The sequence below is a fragment of the Bradyrhizobium sp. USDA 3262 genome, from assembly GCF_054060035.1.
Genome location: NZ_JBSSCT010000001.1, coordinates 4,895,137 through 4,914,183 on the forward strand (window position 1 = coordinate 4,895,137; position 19,047 = coordinate 4,914,183).

At 66.7% G+C, this 19,047-nt stretch carries 19 protein-coding genes; 8 read left to right on the forward strand and 11 right to left on the reverse strand.

Features of this window, described 5'->3' with window-relative positions; genetic code table 11:
* Window positions 1-2: 2 nt before the first annotated feature.
* On the reverse strand, window positions 3-1,718 hold the full coding sequence (locus tag ACVWYP_RS22345; RefSeq protein WP_304499882.1) for a YncE family protein: 1,716 nt from the start codon (window positions 1,716-1,718) through the stop codon (window positions 3-5).
* A 228-nt stretch (window positions 1,719-1,946) separates the two neighbouring features.
* Window positions 1,947-2,888, reverse strand: coding sequence for a LysR family transcriptional regulator (locus ACVWYP_RS22350; protein WP_304499883.1), 942 nt, complete (start codon window positions 2,886-2,888; stop codon window positions 1,947-1,949).
* A 69-nt stretch (window positions 2,889-2,957) separates the two neighbouring features.
* Between ACVWYP_RS22350 and ACVWYP_RS22355 the strand changes: the two genes are divergently transcribed.
* Window positions 2,958-4,208, forward strand: a complete 1,251-nt coding sequence (locus tag ACVWYP_RS22355) for an MFS transporter (protein WP_304499884.1) — start codon at window positions 2,958-2,960, stop codon at window positions 4,206-4,208.
* A 31-nt stretch (window positions 4,209-4,239) separates the two neighbouring features.
* Here ACVWYP_RS22355 and ACVWYP_RS22360 read toward each other — a convergent pair whose 3' ends face one another.
* On the reverse strand, window positions 4,240-5,100 hold the full coding sequence (locus ACVWYP_RS22360; protein ID WP_304499885.1) for a DMT family transporter: 861 nt from the start codon (window positions 5,098-5,100) through the stop codon (window positions 4,240-4,242).
* Complete coding sequence (locus ACVWYP_RS22365) at window positions 5,097-5,603, reverse strand: MarR family winged helix-turn-helix transcriptional regulator (RefSeq protein ID WP_304499886.1); 507 nt, start codon at window positions 5,601-5,603, stop codon at window positions 5,097-5,099. The genes ACVWYP_RS22360 and ACVWYP_RS22365 overlap by 4 nt, the downstream gene beginning before the upstream one ends.
* Before the next feature lie 217 nt (window positions 5,604-5,820).
* Here ACVWYP_RS22365 and ACVWYP_RS22370 point away from each other — a divergent pair, with 217 nt between their 5' ends.
* Entirely contained in the window at window positions 5,821-6,618 is a 798-nt protein-coding gene (locus ACVWYP_RS22370; protein WP_304499887.1) for a DUF899 domain-containing protein, read from the forward strand.
* A gap of 33 nt (window positions 6,619-6,651) precedes the next feature.
* Here the strand turns inward: ACVWYP_RS22370 and ACVWYP_RS22375 are convergent, their stop codons facing one another.
* On the reverse strand, window positions 6,652-7,554 hold the full coding sequence (locus tag ACVWYP_RS22375; protein WP_304499888.1) for a LysR family transcriptional regulator: 903 nt from the start codon (window positions 7,552-7,554) through the stop codon (window positions 6,652-6,654).
* Here ACVWYP_RS22375 and ACVWYP_RS22380 point away from each other — a divergent pair.
* Window positions 7,541-8,440 (forward strand): GNAT family N-acetyltransferase, encoded by a 900-nt coding sequence (locus tag ACVWYP_RS22380; protein ID WP_304499889.1) that lies wholly within the window; start codon window positions 7,541-7,543, stop codon window positions 8,438-8,440. The two genes, ACVWYP_RS22375 and ACVWYP_RS22380, sit on opposite strands and share 14 nt — an antisense overlap.
* Window positions 8,437-9,627, forward strand: coding sequence for an MFS transporter (locus ACVWYP_RS22385; RefSeq protein WP_304499890.1), 1,191 nt, complete (start codon window positions 8,437-8,439; stop codon window positions 9,625-9,627). Before ACVWYP_RS22380 ends, ACVWYP_RS22385 begins: the two co-directional genes overlap by 4 nt.
* Window positions 9,628-9,647: 20 nt before the next feature.
* On the opposite strand, the gene ACVWYP_RS22390 is transcribed toward ACVWYP_RS22385, so the two are convergent.
* The gene (locus ACVWYP_RS22390) at window positions 9,648-11,087 is read right to left on the reverse strand and encodes an MFS transporter (protein ID WP_304499891.1); all 1,440 of its coding nucleotides are present in this window, start codon (window positions 11,085-11,087) and stop codon (window positions 9,648-9,650) included.
* A 126-nt stretch (window positions 11,088-11,213) separates the two neighbouring features.
* Between ACVWYP_RS22390 and ACVWYP_RS22395 the strand changes: the two genes are divergently transcribed.
* Window positions 11,214-12,125, forward strand: coding sequence for a LysR family transcriptional regulator (locus tag ACVWYP_RS22395; RefSeq protein WP_304499892.1), 912 nt, complete (start codon window positions 11,214-11,216; stop codon window positions 12,123-12,125).
* A gap of 20 nt (window positions 12,126-12,145) precedes the next feature.
* On the opposite strand, the gene ACVWYP_RS22400 is transcribed toward ACVWYP_RS22395, so the two are convergent.
* A complete protein-coding gene (locus ACVWYP_RS22400; RefSeq protein ID WP_304499893.1) occupies window positions 12,146-13,063 on the reverse strand; it encodes a LysR family transcriptional regulator in 918 nt (305 codons plus the stop codon).
* 205 nt (window positions 13,064-13,268) lie between these two features.
* Between ACVWYP_RS22400 and ACVWYP_RS22405 the strand changes: the two genes are divergently transcribed.
* Window positions 13,269-14,786 (forward strand): MFS transporter, encoded by a 1,518-nt coding sequence (locus tag ACVWYP_RS22405; RefSeq protein WP_304499894.1) that lies wholly within the window; start codon window positions 13,269-13,271, stop codon window positions 14,784-14,786.
* Window positions 14,787-14,837: 51 nt separating this feature from the next.
* Here the strand turns inward: ACVWYP_RS22405 and ACVWYP_RS22410 are convergent, their stop codons facing one another.
* Window positions 14,838-15,242 (reverse strand): cupin domain-containing protein, encoded by a 405-nt coding sequence (locus ACVWYP_RS22410; RefSeq protein ID WP_304500283.1) that lies wholly within the window; start codon window positions 15,240-15,242, stop codon window positions 14,838-14,840.
* Between the two features lie 101 nt (window positions 15,243-15,343).
* Window positions 15,344-15,745, reverse strand: coding sequence for an Ohr family peroxiredoxin (locus ACVWYP_RS22415; RefSeq protein WP_304499895.1), 402 nt, complete (start codon window positions 15,743-15,745; stop codon window positions 15,344-15,346).
* A gap of 148 nt (window positions 15,746-15,893) precedes the next feature.
* On the opposite strand from ACVWYP_RS22415, the gene ACVWYP_RS22420 reads away from it, so the two are divergent.
* Window positions 15,894-16,361 (forward strand): MarR family winged helix-turn-helix transcriptional regulator, encoded by a 468-nt coding sequence (locus ACVWYP_RS22420; protein WP_304499896.1) that lies wholly within the window; start codon window positions 15,894-15,896, stop codon window positions 16,359-16,361.
* 155 nt (window positions 16,362-16,516) lie between these two features.
* The gene (locus ACVWYP_RS22425; protein WP_304499897.1) at window positions 16,517-16,963 is read left to right on the forward strand and encodes an EF-hand domain-containing protein; all 447 of its coding nucleotides are present in this window, start codon (window positions 16,517-16,519) and stop codon (window positions 16,961-16,963) included.
* Between the two features lie 19 nt (window positions 16,964-16,982).
* Here ACVWYP_RS22425 and ACVWYP_RS22430 read toward each other — a convergent pair whose 3' ends face one another.
* Window positions 16,983-18,323: an ATP-binding protein gene (locus ACVWYP_RS22430; protein WP_304499898.1), complete on the reverse strand. Its 1,341-nt coding sequence runs from the start codon at window positions 18,321-18,323 to the stop codon at window positions 16,983-16,985.
* Window positions 18,320-19,042, reverse strand: coding sequence for a response regulator (locus ACVWYP_RS22435; RefSeq protein WP_026192667.1), 723 nt, complete (start codon window positions 19,040-19,042; stop codon window positions 18,320-18,322). The genes ACVWYP_RS22430 and ACVWYP_RS22435 overlap by 4 nt, the downstream gene beginning before the upstream one ends.
* Between the last annotated feature and the right edge of the window lie 5 nt (window positions 19,043-19,047).

Sequence of the window (19,047 nt, forward strand, 5' to 3'; positions counted from 1 at the left end):
TACTAGCGCAGCAGAACCTCGTTGCTCGACTTGTCGAGACGCGCGAGGCACCACGCGGCGTAGCCGAACAGCGCGGTCGGAATCTCGTCTCCGTAAGGGTCGTACCAGGCGTTGGTGTGCGGTCCGATGTGTGCGCACACCGTATCGATCAGCCTTCGGATCGCAGGCGCGGCGCCGGGGCAATGCCTGGCGACATGGGTGAAGAACTTCTTCTCGTTGAGCCGCTTGCCGTCGCAACGGAACACCGCCTGCAGGTGGTTGTCGTGCGGCCGCTCGTTGATATCGGGACCGATCTGCGCCGTCAGCGCATCGATGGCCGCGATACAGTCGGGCTCGCTCATCGAGGCGAGATCGACGGTGTAGGTGCTGAACCGCTTGGCGAGCGTCTCGGCCTTCTTGGCCAGCGCGGCATCCTTGTCCTCTTCTTGCGACTCGGGTGGCGCGGGCCTGAAATGATCCTCCGTTACGGGCACGACCCGGACGCGGTGTATCGGGTGGCCCGGCGCGCCTGAGACTGTCACCATCCCCTCCGCGAACCGCATATCGAGGCGCCGGTCGGGCAGGGGTGTCGCCTTCGACCAGCCGCGGGCGCGCGCCAGCCAAGGACGGTCGTCCATCCCGAACCGCTCCAGCATGATCTTGGGCGAAACCGTCCCGTCCACACCGACGCAGGCGACGAACTCATGCCGCTTCAACCAGAAAGCCTGACTATCGGGTTGCCAGCCGATCACGTCGCGCTCGGAGAGTTCGAAGTCGCGGAGATTGCTGCTGACATTGGCGTAGTGGCCGTTCGGATCCGGCCACAGATCGGGATGCGACTTCGCGTTGATCTCGTTGGTCGTCAGCGTGGCCTCGCGATCGAGCAACTGCGACACCTTGCGGTAGATCTCGCCGCGTCGTGGCGGCAATCCCTGCTTCCGCCTGTCGAGGTCGAGCTGGGTCGTGTCGGGCAACCCTTCGGCCTGCATCCACATCGGCGCGACGGAGTGCAGCCGCCGCAGCGGAAACGCCTGCCAGATCTCGACGGCAACGCTGAAATACTCTCGCTGCGCCGCGGTGTCTCTCCCCAGCAACCGGGAGACGAGCGAACTCTCCTCGGTGATCATGGGGAGCCGGGAATTGTCTCCGCGCAGCCAATAGCGGCCGCACGGGCTCGAGCGGATCAGAAACGACCTCGCCCGCGATTCCTCACAGCTCGACACCTCGTGATGGCTCGTCTGCGGATCGATGCGCAGCAGCAGTGCAACGATTCCATTGTCGTGCCGGAACGCCGAAACCAGAATTCGGCCATCCTGGTCCAGAACCGGAGGGCACAGCGAGTTGCCGCTCGGCATGCCCTGAACCGAGCGGACGATTGCCCTGCGCTCGAGGTCGATGACATGCAGGTCCGTCGCGCGCGCGGCGTGATAAAGCAGGAGATAGACGAACCGGCCATCCTTGCTCTGAAGAAATCCGTAGCTCAGATAGTCGTCGCGCGCGTCCTTTCCGTCGTGTCCGCGCGCCCAGGGCGTTTGCAGCCGATCGACGAGTTGGCGACGCGCGAGATCATAGAAGACGAATCCCGCGTCGGTGTTGAAGAACCACGCGATGCCGTCCGGCAGCAGCCCGGCATTCCGCGCGGGCCGCTCGCCGAGGGCAGGACGCATGATCCAGTCATCCTGGCCGTCGACCTGGATTGCGAAGTACTCGGTGTTGCCGATTCTGCGGATGGAATTCACGATCGGGTAACCCTGCGAAGCCGCCCCGTGTCCCGAGGTGCTTCATTATGCGCGAGCCGGACAACATCCGATTAATGCGATCGGGAAACATGAGGTTGATCGGCCGGCGACCGCCGGCGGGGACAACTTGCCGCATGCCTCTTGCTGTGCGCCGACGAGCCGGTCAAGCGCGCGCCAGCACCAGCATTCAGATATCGTCGCCGCGTCAATTGGCCGGCGCGATCGCGGTCATGGCTTGCCGATCGGCTCGAACACCGTATCGGGCAATTGCTGCCTGATGAAGTCGACGAAGGCGCGCTGCGCCAGCGACCGGTACCGGTTGCTCGGCCAGGCGATCCACACGCTGCCGCGCGGCACCATGTAGTCGGTCAGCACGGCAACCAGATCGCCGCGCGCGATGCAGGAACGCGCAAGGATCACCGGCAGTTGTCCGATCCCGATGCCCGAGCGGATCGCTGCGAGCACGCCATCGGAGTTGTTGAAGGTTACGGAGTCCGTTGCCATTGCGCCGGCGAATTCGCCGCAGAAGCTCCACGGGTAGATTTGGCCCGTAGTCGGTACGCGGAAGCTGACACCGCGATGGACCGCCAGATCGTTCGGCGTCTCGGGCTGCGGCATCCGCCGAAAATAATCCGGCGTGCCGCAGATCACGAAATGCTGCGGTCCGATCCGGCTCGCGATCAGCGACGAATCGGTAAGCTCGCCGGTTCGCAGGGCGACATCGATGGCTTCGCCGACCATGTCGACGAGGCGGTCCTCGAGTTGAACATCGAGCGCGACGTCGGGAAAGCGCCGCGCGAATTCGGCGAGCCGCGGGACCAGCAACTGGCCGATGTTGTGCGGCAACGAGACCTTGAGCCGTCCGCGCGGCGCGCCTTGTTGCTCGGCGAGCACCTGTTCGGCCTCGTCGAGCTCAGCCAGGATGTTGCGGGCGCGCCGGAAGAACTCGGCACCGGGACCGGTCAACGTCACCTTGCGGGTGGTACGGTTGAGCAGGCGCACGCCAAGCCGCGCTTCGAGGCGGCCGACGGCCTTGCCGACCGCGGAGCCGGAGAGGCCGAGAATCCGGCCCGCGGAGGCAAATCCGCCTTGCTCGGCGGCGTGAACGAACGCCGCGACGCCGGCCAGGGTCTCATAATTGCGGAAATTTTGTCCGTTCTGAAGTGCCATGGCGGCGCATTCTAATGCTGGAAGCGTCAATGTCTATTCCGCGGCTCCTTGTTCACGTCGAGCCGAACCATGCAGCAATACCTCCATCATCCATCCGTCGACCGCACTCCACCGACCAGCCTCAGGCGCGCCGTGCTCCTGCCGGGACTGGTTGCGATGTTCGGCCTGGCCAGTCTCGGTGCGCCGCTCGCGGTGCTGCCGGTGCGCGTCGATGCCGATCTCGGCTTCGGTCCGCTCGTTGCTGGCGCCGTGCTGGCTGCCGAGGGCCTCGCGACCTTGTTAACGCGCCCGCTGGTCGGCCGCTTTGCCGACCGCCGGGGCGCACGCGACGCGACGATGCTCGGGCTTTTCGGCGCGGTGGCCTCCGGTGCGTTCTATCTGCTCGCAGGGCTGCTGCCGGTGTCGGCGTTCACGGCGCTTGGGTTGATGGTGACAGGCCGCGTCGCGATGGGCATCGGCCAGGGTTTCCTGTTTTCCGGCGGCACCGCCTGGGCGGTGATCCTCGCTGGACCGGCGCATCAGGGCAGGGCGATGTCATGGGTCGGGCTGTTGTTCTTCGCCGGCATTTCGGCGGGTGCGCTGCTGGGAGGGCTTGCGGGAGACATCGCGCATCTCCTCACCGCGCTGTTGCCGCCGCAGCTTGCTCCGGACAGCTTCTTGGTCGCGGCCGCCATCACGATGTTCGTGCCGCTCGGCGGTCTTCCGCTCGTGCTGATCGCGCAACGGAGTGCGCCATCGCCGCATGGTGCGGTGGCCGTGCCGCTGACGGCAATCCTCAGGGCGATCTGGCGGCCGACGCTGGGCTTCGGCCTCGCCGTGATGAGCTACATCGGCACGACCAGCTTTGTCGTGCTCGCGTTCCTGCATCGCGGCTGGCACGGCGGCTCGGCCGCGCTGTTCGCTTTCCTGGCGGCGTTTGCGCTGGCCCGGCCCGTGTTCAGCGGCGTGTGCGATCGCGCCACGGGTCCGCGTCCGGTGCTGTTTGCGCTCGCGGCGCTGGCCGGCGGCATGCTGATCCTGGGGCTTGCACCCGACGAGCAGACCGCCATTGCGGGTGCGATCGTCGCGGGCTGCGGCATGTCGATGACGTATCCGCTGCTGGCGCTTCCGGTGGTGCGCGCCGTTCCCGCAACGCAGATTGCGTCCGGCATCGGGCTGTTCGATGCCGCCTACGATGTTGCGACGCTGATCACGCCGCCGCTGGCAGGCTTGATCGCTGCGACCGTCGGCTACGCCGCGGTCTTCCTCGTCCTCGCGAGCACCAGCCTGCTCGCGATGATCCCGGCGGCTGCGGCATGGCGCCGTCGGCCAGCCGTTTGAACCCGCAAGCTGCGCGCCGACCGGGAATGTTCTAGGCGCGCGCCAGCACCAGCACGTTGCCGGCAAGGATCGCGGCGGCGCCGGCGAGCACCGGCCAGCCCAGCGTAAGGTGCTCGAACAGCGCCGACAGCACGAGCGCGACGAGCGGCACCAATGCGAGCGTGTAGGCGGCGCGGCCGGGACCGAGCCGGCGCACCAGATCGAAATAGAGCATGAAAGTGATGCAGGACGCGGCAATCGCAAGATAGAGGAAGCTCGCCACGTAGGAGAGCGAGATGTCGGCGGCAAACGGCGTGCCGGTCGCGACGGCCCACAGCGCGCTCGCTGTGGCTCCGACGAACGCGCCGCAGCCGAGCACGGAGACGACGGGCAGTCCGGCGCGCTGGTTGCGCGCACCGACCGTTGTCCCGGCGCCGGTTGCGATGGCCGCGGTGAGCGCCCAGGCGAAACCCGCAAGCGGCGCGGCTCCGTGCGCGGCCGCGCCGGGCAGGAAGATGATCGCGAGGCCAAGGATGCCGCACAGCGCGCCCGATACGAAGCCGGAGGAGATCGGAACGCCGAGCGCGGCGCGCGCGATCACGGCCGCGAACAGCGACGATGTCGACAGGACGAGTGCCGCAAGCCCGCTCGGCATCCGTGCGGTCGCCTCATAGAAGGCGATGAAGGCAATGGCGAAGAACAGCAGGCCCTGCAATGCGACCGCCGGTCGATCCTTTCGCGGGATTGCGAGCGGCACGCCGCGCAGCCGGCCGTAGCCGAGCAGGATGACGCCCGCGAGCATCATGCGCAGTGCGACCGACCACGGCGCGGGCGTCACGCCGGCCTGCATCGCCGTTGCCAGCGCGCCGCCGCCCCAGAGCAGCGCGGTCAGCGCGAACAGCAGGGCCGTCATGGCGCGCCGGCGTCATCGCGCAGTGCGCGCCAGCCCTCGGCATCGATCCGCGCGCTTTCTCCCTCAAGCCGGGTGAGGGCGGAATCGAGCATGGCGCGCTCGCTCTCCGACAGCCGCGCCAGCAGCCGCGTCTCGATCGCGCTGCCGAGTGCGGCGATCCGGTTGAACGCGGCTCGGCCGCTGCGGGTGATGCTGACGGCGGCGAAGCGCCGGTCGGTCTTGCCGGGCCGCCGCACCGCGAAGCCGAGCTCGACGAGCTGGCCAATGCCGCGACTGACCGCAAACGGGTCGAGGGCGCAGGCGCGGCCGATCTCGGAGGCGTTGGCGGCGTCGCGCTCGGCGATGACGGCGAGGATGCGCCAGCCGGCCTGGCTCAATCCGAACGTCTCGCCGTAGAAACGCTCGAGCGGTCGGGCGACCTGCGCCGCGACCAGGAACAGGCGGTAGGGCAGCCAGGCACTGAGCTTCAGCCCATCGTCGGACGCAGGCGCAGTCTGTTTCATGGGGTGAGAGGCTCGCACAGATAGTTGCAAAGTGCAAGCATATCGCAAAGACAGGTTGCGACCCGGATCGCATGCGTGAAAATCCCGACACACTTGTCACTCCCACTCACCGCTGCCGCGGCGTCAGATTGGGGCATGACCAACGGCGAACGGCGGGCGGCGATGGAACCGCGCTGAGGTCCCGGAGTTCGTCCAAATCGGAGATGGAGAGACCATCATGAATAAATCAGCTGAAAACGATCGCGGCGAACTGGCGGCGATGCAGACACCGCCGGTGGTGTCGCGGGAGGCGTGGGAGGCGGCGCGCCTGGAGATGCTGGTGAAGGAGAAGGCCCAGCTGCGGGCACGCGACGCGCTTGCGGCGGAGCGGCGGCGAATGCCCTGGATGGCGGTCGAGAAGCCGTATGTCTTCGAAGGACCGAACGGCAAGGCGAGCCTGCTCGACCTGTTCGAGGGCCGCCGGCAGCTGATCATCTACCGCGCCTTCTTCGAGCCCGGCGTGTTCGGCTGGCCGGACCACGGCTGCCGCGGCTGTTCGCTCGGCGCCGACCAGGTCAGTCATCTCTCCCATCTGAACCAGCGCGACACCACGCTCGCTTACGCCTCGCGCGCGCCGCAGGCCGACATCGCGCGGCTGAAGGCACGGATGGAGTGGGACATGCCGTGGTACACCATCACCGACAGTTTTGACGCCGACTTCGGCGTCGCCGAGTGGCACGGCCACAACGTGTTCATCCGCGACGGCGAACGAATCTTCCGCACCTATCTCGTCAACAGCCGCGGCGACGAAGCGATGGGCACGGTGTGGAGCTATCTCGACATCACGCCGCTCGGCCGCCAGGAACTCTGGGAGGACTCGCCGAAGGGTTATCCGCAGGGCCCGACCTACAAATGGTGGAACTGGCATGACAATTACGACGCCGAGGCCACGCCGAACGCAAAATGGGCGGCGGTGACCGATGCCGGCGAGGCCGCGTTCCGCAAGATCGCGGAGCAGGAGCGCAAGGCGACGTAAGGGGTAGAGCAGGGAGGACGCACGGCGTCCTCCCTAGCGGCCCTCGTTCTTTGCGGCCGAGAGTGCCTTAAGCGCCGACAAGGTCTGCCGCAGCCCGCGATCGAGGCGCTTGTCGCGGCGGATCACCACCGCGAGCCGGCGGTAGAGCTTTGGTGACAGCGACCGGACGATCAGGTCGCGCTGCTTGGTGCTGGCGGGAACGGCCATGCCGGGCAGCACCGCACAACCTAGCCCGGCGCGCACCATCTCCTTGATCGCCTCGACACTGCCGAGCGACATCAGCGGCTTCAGCGAAACGCCGCCGCGGGCCAGCCACTCGTCGGCGGTGCGCCGGGTGTTGCCGCCCGGCTCGAACAGCAGCACCGGCCTGGTCGCCAGCACCTCCGGCGTGATCCGCACCGGCAGTTGCATGTCGCGGGGCGCGATCAGCACGAACTCGTCGTTCACGACCGGCGTGATCTCGAAGCTGCGCCCCGACACCGGCAGCGTGACAAGCGCGATGTCGATGGTGTTGTCCTCGACCGCCCGCGCGATCTCCGCGGTGTTGCCGGTCGTGACCGTGATCTCCAGCGAGGGCAGCGCGGCGCGCAGCTCCTTCAGGATCGGCGGCAGCAGGAAGATGCAGGCGGTCGCACCGGTGCCGAGCCGCACGCGGCCTGCCGTTCCGGTCGTCTGCTGTGCAACGGCGTCGACCGCCGATGCCACCGCCGCATTGATCTGATGCGCGTGCGAAAGCAGCGCGACCCCGGCGGCGGTCGGTCTGGCCTTGCGTCCGACCCGCTCGATCAAGGTCGCATTCAGGCTGCGCTCGAGCTGGCGCACCTGCAGGCTCACCGCGGGCTGCGTGAGTTGCAACCGCTCGGCCGCCGCCGAGAAGCTGCCGCAGTCGATCACGACGGCGAAGCTTTCGAGATAATCGAGGTTGAGGTTCTTCATCAAAGTATCTCTTATGCCGCGCATAAGCTGTCAAAGCTTCACTTATATAACGCCGCGGCGCATAGTCCGGCAAGCGACGGCTTCGGCAGACCTGGAGCAGGCATTGTCCGGCCTCAAGTCCATTGGCGGTGTCATCGTCGAGCTGGGGCGCTATCTTGCGGTCTCGCCAGATTCGCGCATCCGCCGCCGGCAGGCACTGCGCGAGCTCGACGATCGCCTGCTGGCGGATGTCGGATTGTCGCGCAGCGATGTCGAGATGTGCCCGTGGCGCCTGCAGCGTGCGCCGACGCGCCGTCGAAGCACAGGGATGATGCCGCAAGACGAGGCAAGGATGACAGACAACGAAGACACCGTGATCCGCGACGCCACAGAGGTCGACATGGCGGAGGTGCAGCGCATCTACGCGCACCACGTGCTCAACGGGCTGGCGACCTTCGAGGAAGTGCCGCCGGCACTCGATGAGATGCTCGGGCGCCGTGCCGCCGTGCTGGCCGCGGGGCTGCCGTATCTCGTGGCCGATATCGACGGACGGGTGGCCGGCTACTCCTACGCGACAGCGTACCGGCCGCGGCCGGCCTATCGCAACACCATTGAAGACTCGGTCTACGTGTCGGAAGCCCTGCGTGGCCGCCGCGTCGGCGCGGCGCTGCTGCGGGCGCTGATCGAACGGTCGGAGGCGGGACCCTGGCGGCAAATGATCGCCGTGATCGGCAACAGCGGCAACGCCGGATCGATCGCGCTGCACCGACGCATGGGCTTCGAGATGGTCGGGACGCTGAGGTCGGTGGGCTTCAAGCTCGGGCAATGGGTCGACACCGTGCTGATGCAGCGGCCGCTGGGGCCGGGCGCTGCCACGCTGCCGTCAGACAGGGAAACGGCCCGGTGATCGCACGCCGGGTCGTGATTGCCCTCGGGCTGGCTCAACTGATCTCGTGGGGCGCGACCTACTATCTGATCGGCGGATTCGGCGAGCAGATCCCCGCGGATCTGGGCTGGAGCCGCGACATCGTCTACGGCGGATTTGCCGCGGCGCTGTTGGTGATGGGGGTGACGTCTCCCCTTGCCGGGAGGTGGGTGGACAGAAGCGGTGGCCGGCAGGTCATGGTCGCGGGCGCCGTGATCAATGCGCTCGGCTGCGCCGGTCTCGCGGTCTCGCACCAGATCGGTAGCCATTTCGCATCCTGGATCGTTCTTGGCCTCGGCATGCGGCTGACGCTGTACGATGCCGCCTTCGCTGCGCTGGCCCGGATCGGCGGGCCGGAGGCGCGCCGCGCGATGTCCGGGATCACCTTGCTTGGTGGCTTGGCCGCCACCGTGTTCTGGCCGCTCGGCCATACGCTCTCGGACCATTTCGGCTGGCGCATCGCGGTGCTGGCCTATGCCGGCATTGCGCTATTGACGATCCCGCTGCATCTGCTGATTCCGAACCAGCGATTTGCCGGCGTGCCGGGCTCCGCGGTGGCATCGAGGCAACCGCGCGCGGTGGGGCGGCGGCAGCTTGCAGCGGCGAGCGGGCTCTATGCCGTGATCATGACCGGCGCGAACTTCCTGAACGCCGGCATGTCCGCACACATGATCGCGGTGCTCACCGGCCTCGGACTCACCGTCACCATTGCGGTGTGGATCGCTACGCTGCGGGGGATCGGGCAATCCGCCGCGCGTCTCTGCGAAGTCCTGTTCGGCGGACGGATCGATCCACTCGGGCTCAACCTGATGGCCTGCCTGATCATGCCGCTCTCCTTCATCGCCGGCCTGTTCAGCGGATCAGCGCGGGAGATGGGGATCGCGTTCGCGCTGCTCTACGGCGCCTGCAACGGCATTCTGACCATCACCAAGGGAACGCTGCCGCTCATCCTGTTCGATCATCGCAGCTATGGCACGCTGGTCGGCCGGCTCATTGTCCCGAGCTTCATCCTGCCGGCGGCGGCGCCGCTGATCTATGCAATCGTGATCGACCGGTTCGGCGATGCGAGCGCGCTCTATCTCTCCACCGGTCTCGCCCTGGTGACGCTGCTTGCCGCCATCCTGCTCAGGCTGCTGTTTCCGCCACCGCTCGCGGCCGCGAAGCAATAGCCGTGTCGGCGGTGTCGATCTCAACCCGCTGCCGGCTCGCGCGGCAGCCACAGCGACAGCCAGCCGCCGAGCGCCAGCAGCGCGACATTGCAGCCGAGCGCGATCGTGAAGGCGTGCGCGTAATCGTCGGCCCGCGGATGCGGCCCGAGCAGGCTATAGAAGACACCACCGATCACCGCGACGCCGAGTGCGGCGCCGATCTGGAAGGTCGAGATCATCATCCCCGATGCCAACCCGGCATGGCGCGGATCGATGCTGCCGATCACGGCCTTGATCACCGACGGCATCACGGTGCCGAAGCCGAGCCCGCCGCAGATCAGGCCGAATTCCAGACTTTGCGGCAGCGCGCCGCCGACCGACAACATCACGACACCGAAGCCGATGACCTGGAGCGCAAAGCCCAGTGTCAGCGTGCGCGGGCCGAGCCACTGCATCACCAGCGACGACACCAGCGAGCTGACGAAGAAGCCGGCGGCAAAGGGCAGGGTGGCGAGGCCGGCTTCCAGCGGAGATTGGTGCAGGCCACTTTGCAGGTAGACCGCGAAGGTCAAATAGAACGACGACAGCATGTAGAAGGCGAGCGCCATCACCAATCCGATCACGAAATCGCTGTTGCGCAGCAGATGCAGCGCGACCAGCGGGTCGCCGCCACGGGCTTCGAGCCGCGCCTCGAAGCGGACGAAGCCGGCGAGCATCAGCGGCGAGGCCAGCAACATCGCGACGATCCAGACAGGCCAGCCGGATTCCCGGCCCTCGATCAGCGGGTAAACCAGGAGGCCGAGCGTGAGCGACAGCAGGATGACGCCGCCGACGTCGAGCCGCTGCGCGTGCGCGGCGCGCGAGTCGGCGAGGTACAGCAGGCCGCCGACGAAGGCGGCGAGGCCAATCGGCACGTTGATCAGGAAGATGGCCTGCCAGGCCAGTCCGAACGGATGCGCCGACACGAGCACGCCGCCCAGCAGCTGGCCGCAGATATTGGCAAGTCCGAAGGTCGCGCCATAGAAGCCGAGCGCGCGGCCCTGTTCGGCCGCCGGAAACAGCACGCGGATCGAGGCGAGCACCTGCGGGGCCATCACGCTGGCGGTGAGGCCCTGCAGGATCCGTCCGGCGACCAGCATGGCCGGTGACCACGCGATGCCGCACAGCACGGATGCGATCGTGAAGCCGGCGACACCGGTCAGGAACGTGCGCCGTCGTCCGAGCAGGTCACCGAGCCGGCCGCCGGTGATCAGGAACACGGCGTAGGTCGCGGCATAGGCCGAGATCACGAACTGCACCTCGCTTGGGCTGGCGCCGAGATTGTCGCGAATGGCCGGCAGCGCGAGGTTGACGACATTGAAATCGAGGATCGGCAGGAAGGCGCCGGTGAGCAGCACCGGCAACGCCAGCCATCGCCGCGGGTCGACCGTCGCCGGCCGCGCGGCGTGCAATTGCAACGTCTCGGTGGTCTCGCTTGTCACCTGCCAGCGCTCCTCTGCGTTGCCGGCGCGGCACACGAGGTGCGCCCGTCGGCCGAACTTTTCGGGAAGATGGCCTGTTTGTCCGTGATAAGGTATTCGCCAACTCTGCTAATTGAGTTTGCAAAAATGAACAGCCCGCTTGACTGGAATGACCTTCGCCTTGTCCTCGCGGTTGCGCGGGAAGGCAGCCTCTCCGGGGCGGCGCGCAGACTGGGCGTCACGCATTCGACGGTGTTCCGCCGCCTCGGCACGATCGAAGCAGCGATCGGAACGCGCCTGTTCGAGCGTTTCCGCGACGGTTACGCGCCGACACCGGCCGGCGAGATCGCGGCGGCGTCGGCAGCCCGGCTCGAGGACGAGGTGCTTGCGCTCGAGCGCAAGCTGGCGGGACGGGACCTCAGGCCGTCGGGGCCGGTGCGGATCACGACGACGGACACGCTCGGCGCGGTGCTGATGCGGCATCTGCCGGCGATGCGCGCCGCGCATCCGGAGATCCAGCCGGAGATCATCATCTCGAATGCGATGGCGAACCTGACGCGCCGCGAGGCCGAGATCGCGATCCGGCCGACGCCGGCACCATCCGAGCTGCTGGTCGGGCGACGCGTTGCCGATATTGCTCATGCGGTCTACGGATCGCGCGCCTATCTCGCCCGCCGCGGTGACAAGGATCTGTCGGTGCACGACTGGATCGGGCTCGACGATGCGCTGGCGGGGACCGTCATCGCCGGCTGGATGCGCGAGAACCTGCGTTCGGCGCGGACCACCTGTCGGGTCGACGCGCTTCCGGCGCTGCGCGATGCCGCGACAGCGGGCCTGGGGCTTGCCCTGCTGCCCTGCTATGTCGGCGATCTTGCGCCCACGCTGCGCCGCCTGACGCCGAAAGCACTCGCAGAGCCGCGCTCGGCGCTGTGGCTATTGACCCATGACGATCTCAAGCGCACCGCGCGCATCCGCGCGACGCTCGATTTTCTCGCCAGGGCGCTCGCCTCGGAGCGTGCGCTGTTCGAGGGAAAGCGCGCCGGAGGCGCGCGCCGTTAGTCGGCCGGCGCGCAGATCGTTCAGGGGCCGACAACTTCCGTGACGGTATGGATTTCCTCTGCCGCGCGGTTCGCGGGCATCCGATGATGCTCGCGAAAGGCACCAACGATCGTCTTCAGGACCGCGCGGGATTTTGCATCTGACAGCGCCGACAGCAGCATGATCTCGGACGGCGGAAGGGCAGGCAGGCCGAGCCGCCGGCTGACCTCGATCGTCCCGGCCGGGGCGAGCCGGCATGAGAACACCGAAGTCGCGAGGCCTGCGGCGACCGCGTCGGCGACGGCAAAGGATCCGCAGCCAAGGAAGCTTTCCGTCCACGGGATGCCCGCCGCCGCCAGCGCGCGCGTCGCGATGTTGAGCACGCCGCAGGACGGCGAGGAGGCGGCGAGCCGCAGCGGCTCGCCCGCACGATGGACGAAGTCCGGCGTGGCGAACCAGCCATAGTGATCCGTCGCCAGCATCTCGCCGTCGCGGCGGTCGTCCTCGCGGCGGATAATGGCGGCGTCGATCTCGCCGCGATCGAAGGCGCTCAGCAGGTCGCGGGAGTCCTCCAGCCGGACTTCGATGGTGAGCGTCGGGTCGTACGCATGCAGCCGCGCCAGCAAGGTCGGGACCTCCGCGCCACCGACATGGGTGGCGACGCCGATCGAGAAGCGACGCGGGCGCACGGGCGACAACGCCGCGATAGCGCGATCATGTGCGGCAAGCAATTCCTGCGCGGGGCCGAGGAAAGCCGCACCCTGCGCCGACAGGCGCACCAGGCGCGGTGTCCGTTCGATCAGCCTGTGGCCGAGCTGGCCTTCCAGCCGCTTCAACTTGACGCTGATCGCGCCCTGCGTGGTGCCGAGCGTTTCGGCGGCGCGCGTAAAGCTCTTGAGATCGGCGATGGTCACGAATGTCTTCACGGCGTCGACGTCGAGCGTGGTCATGTCAGTCATCCGGATTTGTTGTCTCTGAAATATCTAGTCATCCAATTCACCAATGCTCAAGCCGTGACTAGCTTTGCGCTGTGAAGCGCTGCGGCCACCCGATTCCTGCCGCTGCTGCCTCAATACATCGTGAGTCGATCGACCGACGCTGCTGCCAGCACCCTGGCAACAGCGTGCGGTATGCCGTTGGCTTGCCACAACAAAAGGCCTGATCATGTCTACTGAACTGAGCCGCCGCGGCGCTGTCGTGCTGTCCGCCGTATGCCTTGCCTGCCTGATGTTTGGATTGGAGATTTCCAGCATCCCCGCGATCCTGCCGACGCTGGAGCGGGTGCTGCATGCCGACTTCAAGGCGCTGCAATGGATCATGAACGCCTACACGATCGCGGTCACCACGGTGCTGATGGCGATCGGGACGGTGGCGGACCGCTACGGTCGCAAGCGCATCTTCCTGGTCGCGATCGCGGCGTTCGGCATCACCTCGCTGATCTGCGGCGTCGCCTCGAGCGTCGAAATGCTGATTGTCGCCCGGTTCCTGCAGGGCCTGAGCGGCGGCGCGCTCCTGATCTGCCAGATCGCCGTGCTCTCGCACGAATTCCAGGGCGGCCGGGTGCGCGCCGTTGCCTGGGGCTGGTGGGGCGTCATCTTCGGCATCGGTCTCGGCTTCGGGCCGATCATCGGCGGCGCCGTCGTCGCGGTGCTGAGCTGGGAGTGGGTGTTCCTCGTCCACGTGCTGTTCGCAGCCGTGGCGTTCGTGCTCACGATCGGCGGCGTGCATGAATCGAAGGATCCGAAGGCGAGCAGCCTCGACGTCGCCGGTATCGTGACGATGTCGCTCGCCGTGTTCTGCCTCGCCTTCTACATCACGCAGGGGCCGGATCTCGGCTTCGTCAGTCCGAAGGGGCTTGCGATTCTCGGCGTCTCCGCCGTGAGCTTCATCGCGTTCCTGGTTGCCGAGAAGATCAGCCGGCGGCCGATGTTCGACTTTTCGGTGTTCCGGATTCCTGCGTTCTCCGGTTCGATCGTCGGCTCGGCGGCGATGAACCTCAGCTACTGGCCGTTCATGATCTATTTGCCGATCTGGTTTCACGCCGGCCTCGGCTATGACAGCGTGTCCGCGGGTCTTGCGCTGCTTGCCTATACGCTGCCGACACTGGTGATGCCGCCCTTCGCCGAACGCTTGTCGCTGCGCTATCAGCCGGGCCTGATCATCCCGGTGGGGCTGTTCACCATCGGCGCCGGATTCATGCTGATGAAGTTGGGCAGCGCCGCCGCGCAGCCGGACTGGTTGACGATGCTGCCGGGCTGCCTGCTCGCCGGCATCGGTCTCGGCATCACCAACACGCCGGTCACCAACACGACGACCGGCTCGGTCTCAAGCGACCGCGCCGGCATGGCCTCGGGCATCGACATGAGCGCGCGAATGGTTTCGCTTTCAGTCAACATCGCGCTGATGGGCTTTATCCTGGCGAGCGGCGTGCTGGCGCATCTGAAGGCGGTGCTGCCGGCGCTGGACGGCGCGCAACTTCGGGCAATCGCCGAGCGGATCGCCGCCGGCGACATCGCATCCGCGCCGGAGCTGACCGGCCCGGTCGTGCATCAGGCACTGGCGAGCGGCTTCGGCTGGGTGATGCTCTATGGCGGCATCGGGGTGTGGATCATGACCGCGCTCAGCGTCCTGATCTTCAACGCGCGGCCGGTGCGGCAGGCCGAGGCTCACGGCACGAAGTGAACACGATGTCGCCGTGCCTGCCCAGACGCAGGGGCGGGCAGGCGGTATCGGTCACTTCACGAGGGTCAGCAGCGGCTTGTCCTTCTCGACAATATAGGTCGCAAGCTCGCTGGCGGTGACGTCGCCGACATTCCTCGCGGCATGGACCGTGCCGGTGGGAATGAACAGCACGTCGCCGGCCTTCAGCCTCGCCGGCGGCCTGCCGTCGACGTCGTATTCGAGCGTGCCGGCGAGCACATAGATGATTTCTTCGCCCGGATGCGTATGGCGGCCGAATGCCTTGCCCGGTGCGATGTCGACCCGCACCTGCACGGCTTCACGCCCGGAGGCGCTGAGGTCGTGGCGCTGCAGGTCGGTTCGCGTGAAGCCCGCCGCTTGCTGCGCCTGTGCGCTCGGTATGGTCAGGAGGCTGGCGGTGAACAAGGCCGTCCTTGCGAGAAGGCGCGTTGCCTTCATCAGCTTGCTGGTCATCTTGAACTCCAGGATTTGCTTGCGTCCCTGTCCGATCGCGAGCCGGCAAGCGGCCGGCCCGCGTCGGAGATCGTCATGTGCTGGTCTCAGGCCAGGGTGGTCGTGACATCGATGTTGCCGTGAACCGCCTTGGAGTAGGGGCAGATGCCGTGCGCGGCTTCGATCAGCTCCTGCGCAACCTCGCGCTCGACGCCGGGGACGTGGACGTTGAGGCGTGCGCTCAGGAAGAAGGCGCTGCCGGCCTGGTTCAGATCGATCTCGGCGTCGACCTCGGGCTCGCTCGCGAGCTTGACCTTGCGCTGACCGGCGGCGAGCTGGATCGCGCCGATGTAGCAGGCCGACCAGGCGGCCGCGAACAGGTTTTCCGCGGCGGGGTGCGGCTGCGGCAGCTTGACGTCGAGGAAGCCGTCGCGCGAGCGGGCGGCGCCGTTCGGGCCGGCGGTGACGTGGGTCTTTCCGGTGACGAGAACCTTTGCATTGGCGGTCATGGCGAGCTCCTTTGGGATGAATATAGATCGTATCCGATCTAATCGTGTACGCGTCGAAATAGACCCCGGGCTTGATCGTGTCAAGCACTTCCGATTTAATCGGATACGATTTATATGGACCGCGACATCACAAACTCCGGAGACGTCCGTGACCCGCTCCTCCAAGGCCGAGACCAAGGGCCGAAAACTCTCGAATTTTCTGTGCTTTGCGGTCTATTCGGCCAATCTGGCCTTCGGCCGCGCCTACAAGCCGATCCTGGACGCGGTCGGCCTGACCTACACCCAGTACATCGCCATGGTGGCGCTGTCGGAGGCGGACGAGCAGACCGTCAGCGCGCTCGGCGAAAAGCTGTTTCTGGAATCCAACACGCTGACGCCGATCCTCAAGAAGCTGGAGCAGAGTGGCTATATCAGCCGCGTGCGCGATCCCGCCGATGAGCGGCAGGTTCGCGTGAGCCTGACGCCGGCCGGCCGACGCCTGCTCGACAAGGATATCAATGTGTCCCTGGTCGAAGCCACCGGGCTCGGCGACGAATTTCCCGTCGTGCAGAAGACCGTTGCGAGGCTGCGCGACAATCTGCTGCGCAACACGCGCGCCGATCCGAAGAAGGGCTGATCCTGCGGGCCAAATTGTAACGCGCTGTATCCGCGCCACGCCCTTCCGCATTTTCGCCACGGCGCGATCGACAACTCTGCGCCGCTTGGGGATGACGCGGGGGAGAGATCGATTTGCGCAGACAGTTGCTGTCCATCTGCGGGATGATTGCCGTGATGAGCGGGCTTTCCGCGCCATTTCCATTCGCGGCGGCGCAGCCGGCTCCATCTGATCAAGGGCCGCATCCGCAATCCGGCGGAGACCGCTCACTGGCGAGCGCGGCCGAGATCTGGGACGACAATCACGACGGCGTCTACACCTGCGACGAATGGAAGGCCTATCTCGGCCGGCTGTTCGATCGCGCCGACCGCAATCACGACGGGCGACTCACGCCCGCCGAGTTCGAAGCGGTTCGCCGCGCCGGCAGCGCGCTCGCCGATGCGGATTTCGGCTATTTCGACGAGAAGCGGGACGGCAAGGTCACGCGCGGGGAGTTCGTCGACAAGCCGAACGAGTTCATCCTGCAATTCGACAAGAACGGTGACTGCCGCGTCACGCCGGACGAACTGAAGCAGTCCGGGTCCGATCAAAAGCGGCCGGGCGGCAGGGGCAAGCGATTCTGAACCTGATCCTGAACCTTCCCTAGCCAACGAACTCAGGAACTGGGGGGCGAGACGCGCTCGCCCCGCTTCGATCCGATCCGAGGTGCACGGGCCCCGGCAATTTGATGCGGACGAGAAGGCCGTGCGGCGCGTTGTCGTGAAGGGACAGCTCGCCGCGATGCCCGCACACCATGGCCTGAGCGATCGAAAGGCCAAGTCCGAAGCCGCTTTTCTCGTCCATGGTGCGGGCCTCGTCGCCCCGGACGAATGGCTTCAGCATTTCGGCCCGGCGATGCTCCGGAATCCCCGGACCGTCGTCCGAGACGTCGATGATGGCCTGATCGGCTGACGCGGTCAGCTTGATCTCGACTTCGCTACCGAAGCGCAGGGCGTTCTCCACCAAATTGGTCACGGTGCGGCTGATCTCGCTCGGGCGGATCAGGAGCGAAGCCCTGGTCGGGCCCTGGTAGCGCACGACGTGACCGCAATCGGAGAATTGCTCGCAGATCGTCTGCAGCAGGGCAGCGACGTTCACGAGCGTCGGCTTCGCCGCGCTGCCGCCGCTCAGGAATGACAGCACGGACTCCAGCATGGCCTGCATCTGGTCGAGGTCGTGCAGGGTCTCCGCGCGCTGGGCGTCGTTCTCGATGTATTCGGACCTGAGCCTTAGCCGGGTGATCGGCGTGCGCAGGTCGTGACTGATTGCGGCGAGCATGCGCGTGCGGTCATTCATCAGCGTGGTGATGCGTTCGCGCATGCGATTGAGCGCAACCGCTGCGGCGCGGATTTCCTCCGGGCCGGTCTCCGGAAGCGGCGCGGCGGCCTGGCTGATGCTGAAATTCTCGGCGGCGCGGGCGAACGCGGAGAGCGGCGCGCTGAGCGCGCGGCCGGCCCACACGCCGAGCAGCGTGACGCTGACGAACAGGAACAGGAACGTGCTGACCCAGAACCCGCCGAAGAAGGGCGGCATTTTCGTCGGGCCGATCGTCGCTTCGAACAGGGCTCCGTCCGGCAACCGAATCGCCGCCGGCGCGGTCTTCGAGGAAAACTCATCGACATCGTCGACGCCAGGTGCCTCGGACGAAGCCTCATCGGCCAAGCCCGGACCTGCGTCGCGCAATGTGAGATGCAGGCGGGGAAAGGCGCGATCGGCAGCGCGCAACAACGTAGCGCGATCGGCCGCAGGGGCCTCGGCCAGAAGCCTGGCAACCAGCTGGAACTGATGGACCGGCCTGTCCGCAAACGATCTCGGCTTCTGGCTGACGAAATAGAGCCCGATCAGCGCATGGATGAGCACCAGCGAAAGCAGGATCAGCGCGGCGATCTGACCACTGATCCGGTGGAAGCTGAAAAGCGCGGCAATCCTGCGGGTCCAGCTCATGCGTCCTCCACATGCGGCGTGAAGATGTAGCCGCCGGTGCGAACCGTCCGGATCACCGACGATCCTTCGCTCGTATCGAGCTTGCGGCGAAGCCGGCTGACCAGCACGTCGATGCTGCGCCCGAACGGACTGGCCGGCCGGCTGCGCGTCATGGTCAAGAGGCCATCCCGCGTCAGGATCCGGCCGGGTCGCTCGCAGAACACCTGCAGCAGGTCGAACTCCGCGCTGGTCAGCGGGACCTGGGCGCCGTCGGGATCGCGCAGTTCGCGCAGGCGCAGATCGATGGTCCAGTCCTGGAAGCGCAGGCGCGCGGCGCTCTGGCCCGAGCGCCCGGCAAGGCCGGCCTGGGCCTGGCGGCGCAGCACGGCGTTGATCCGCGCCAGCAGCTCGCGCGGATTGAACGGCTTGGCGAGATAATCATCCGCGCCCATCTCAAGCCCGAGGATCCGGTCGAGGTCCTCGCCCTTTGCCGTGAGCATGATGATCGGGATCGTCGAGTCGCCGCGCAGGCGGCGACACAGGGTTAGTCCATCCTCTCCGGGCAGCATCAAATCGAGGACGACGAGATCGAGCGAATGCCCGGCAAGGTAACGATCCATTTCCCTGCCGTTCGAGGCGGTGGCCACCAGGCAGGATTGGTCGCGCAGGTAGCGGGCAATCAAGTCCCTGGTTTGCAGATCGTCTTCGACGATCAGGATCTTCGGGGTGTTTGCAAGCATGATCC

Bases quoted from the DNA above. Each gene is read 5' to 3' on its own strand.
- ACVWYP_RS22405 (WP_304499894.1), top strand. From the start codon at position 13,269: ATGTCTACTGAACTGAGCCGCCGCGGCGCTGTCGTGCTGTCCGCCGTA.
- ACVWYP_RS22375 (WP_304499888.1), bottom strand. From the start codon at position 7,554: ATGAAGAACCTCAACCTCGATTATCTCGAAAGCTTCGCCGTCGTGATC.
- ACVWYP_RS22350 (WP_304499883.1), bottom strand. From the start codon at position 2,888: ATGGCACTTCAGAACGGACAAAATTTCCGCAATTATGAGACCCTGGCC.
- ACVWYP_RS22370 (WP_304499887.1), top strand. From the start codon at position 5,821: ATGAATAAATCAGCTGAAAACGATCGCGGCGAACTGGCGGCGATGCAG.
- ACVWYP_RS22425 (WP_304499897.1), top strand. From the start codon at position 16,517: ATGAGCGGGCTTTCCGCGCCATTTCCATTCGCGGCGGCGCAGCCGGCT.
- ACVWYP_RS22400 (WP_304499893.1), bottom strand. From the start codon at position 13,063: ATGACTGACATGACCACGCTCGACGTCGACGCCGTGAAGACATTCGTG.
- ACVWYP_RS22430 (WP_304499898.1), bottom strand. From the start codon at position 18,323: ATGAGCTGGACCCGCAGGATTGCCGCGCTTTTCAGCTTCCACCGGATC.
- ACVWYP_RS22360 (WP_304499885.1), bottom strand. From the start codon at position 5,100: ATGACGGCCCTGCTGTTCGCGCTGACCGCGCTGCTCTGGGGCGGCGGC.
- ACVWYP_RS22395 (WP_304499892.1), top strand. From the start codon at position 11,214: ATGAACAGCCCGCTTGACTGGAATGACCTTCGCCTTGTCCTCGCGGTT.
- ACVWYP_RS22365 (WP_304499886.1), bottom strand. From the start codon at position 5,603: ATGAAACAGACTGCGCCTGCGTCCGACGATGGGCTGAAGCTCAGTGCC.
- ACVWYP_RS22415 (WP_304499895.1), bottom strand. From the start codon at position 15,745: ATGACCGCCAATGCAAAGGTTCTCGTCACCGGAAAGACCCACGTCACC.
- ACVWYP_RS22435 (WP_026192667.1), bottom strand. From the start codon at position 19,042: ATGCTTGCAAACACCCCGAAGATCCTGATCGTCGAAGACGATCTGCAA.
- ACVWYP_RS22410 (WP_304500283.1), bottom strand. From the start codon at position 15,242: ATGAAGGCAACGCGCCTTCTCGCAAGGACGGCCTTGTTCACCGCCAGC.
- ACVWYP_RS22355 (WP_304499884.1), top strand. From the start codon at position 2,958: ATGCAGCAATACCTCCATCATCCATCCGTCGACCGCACTCCACCGACC.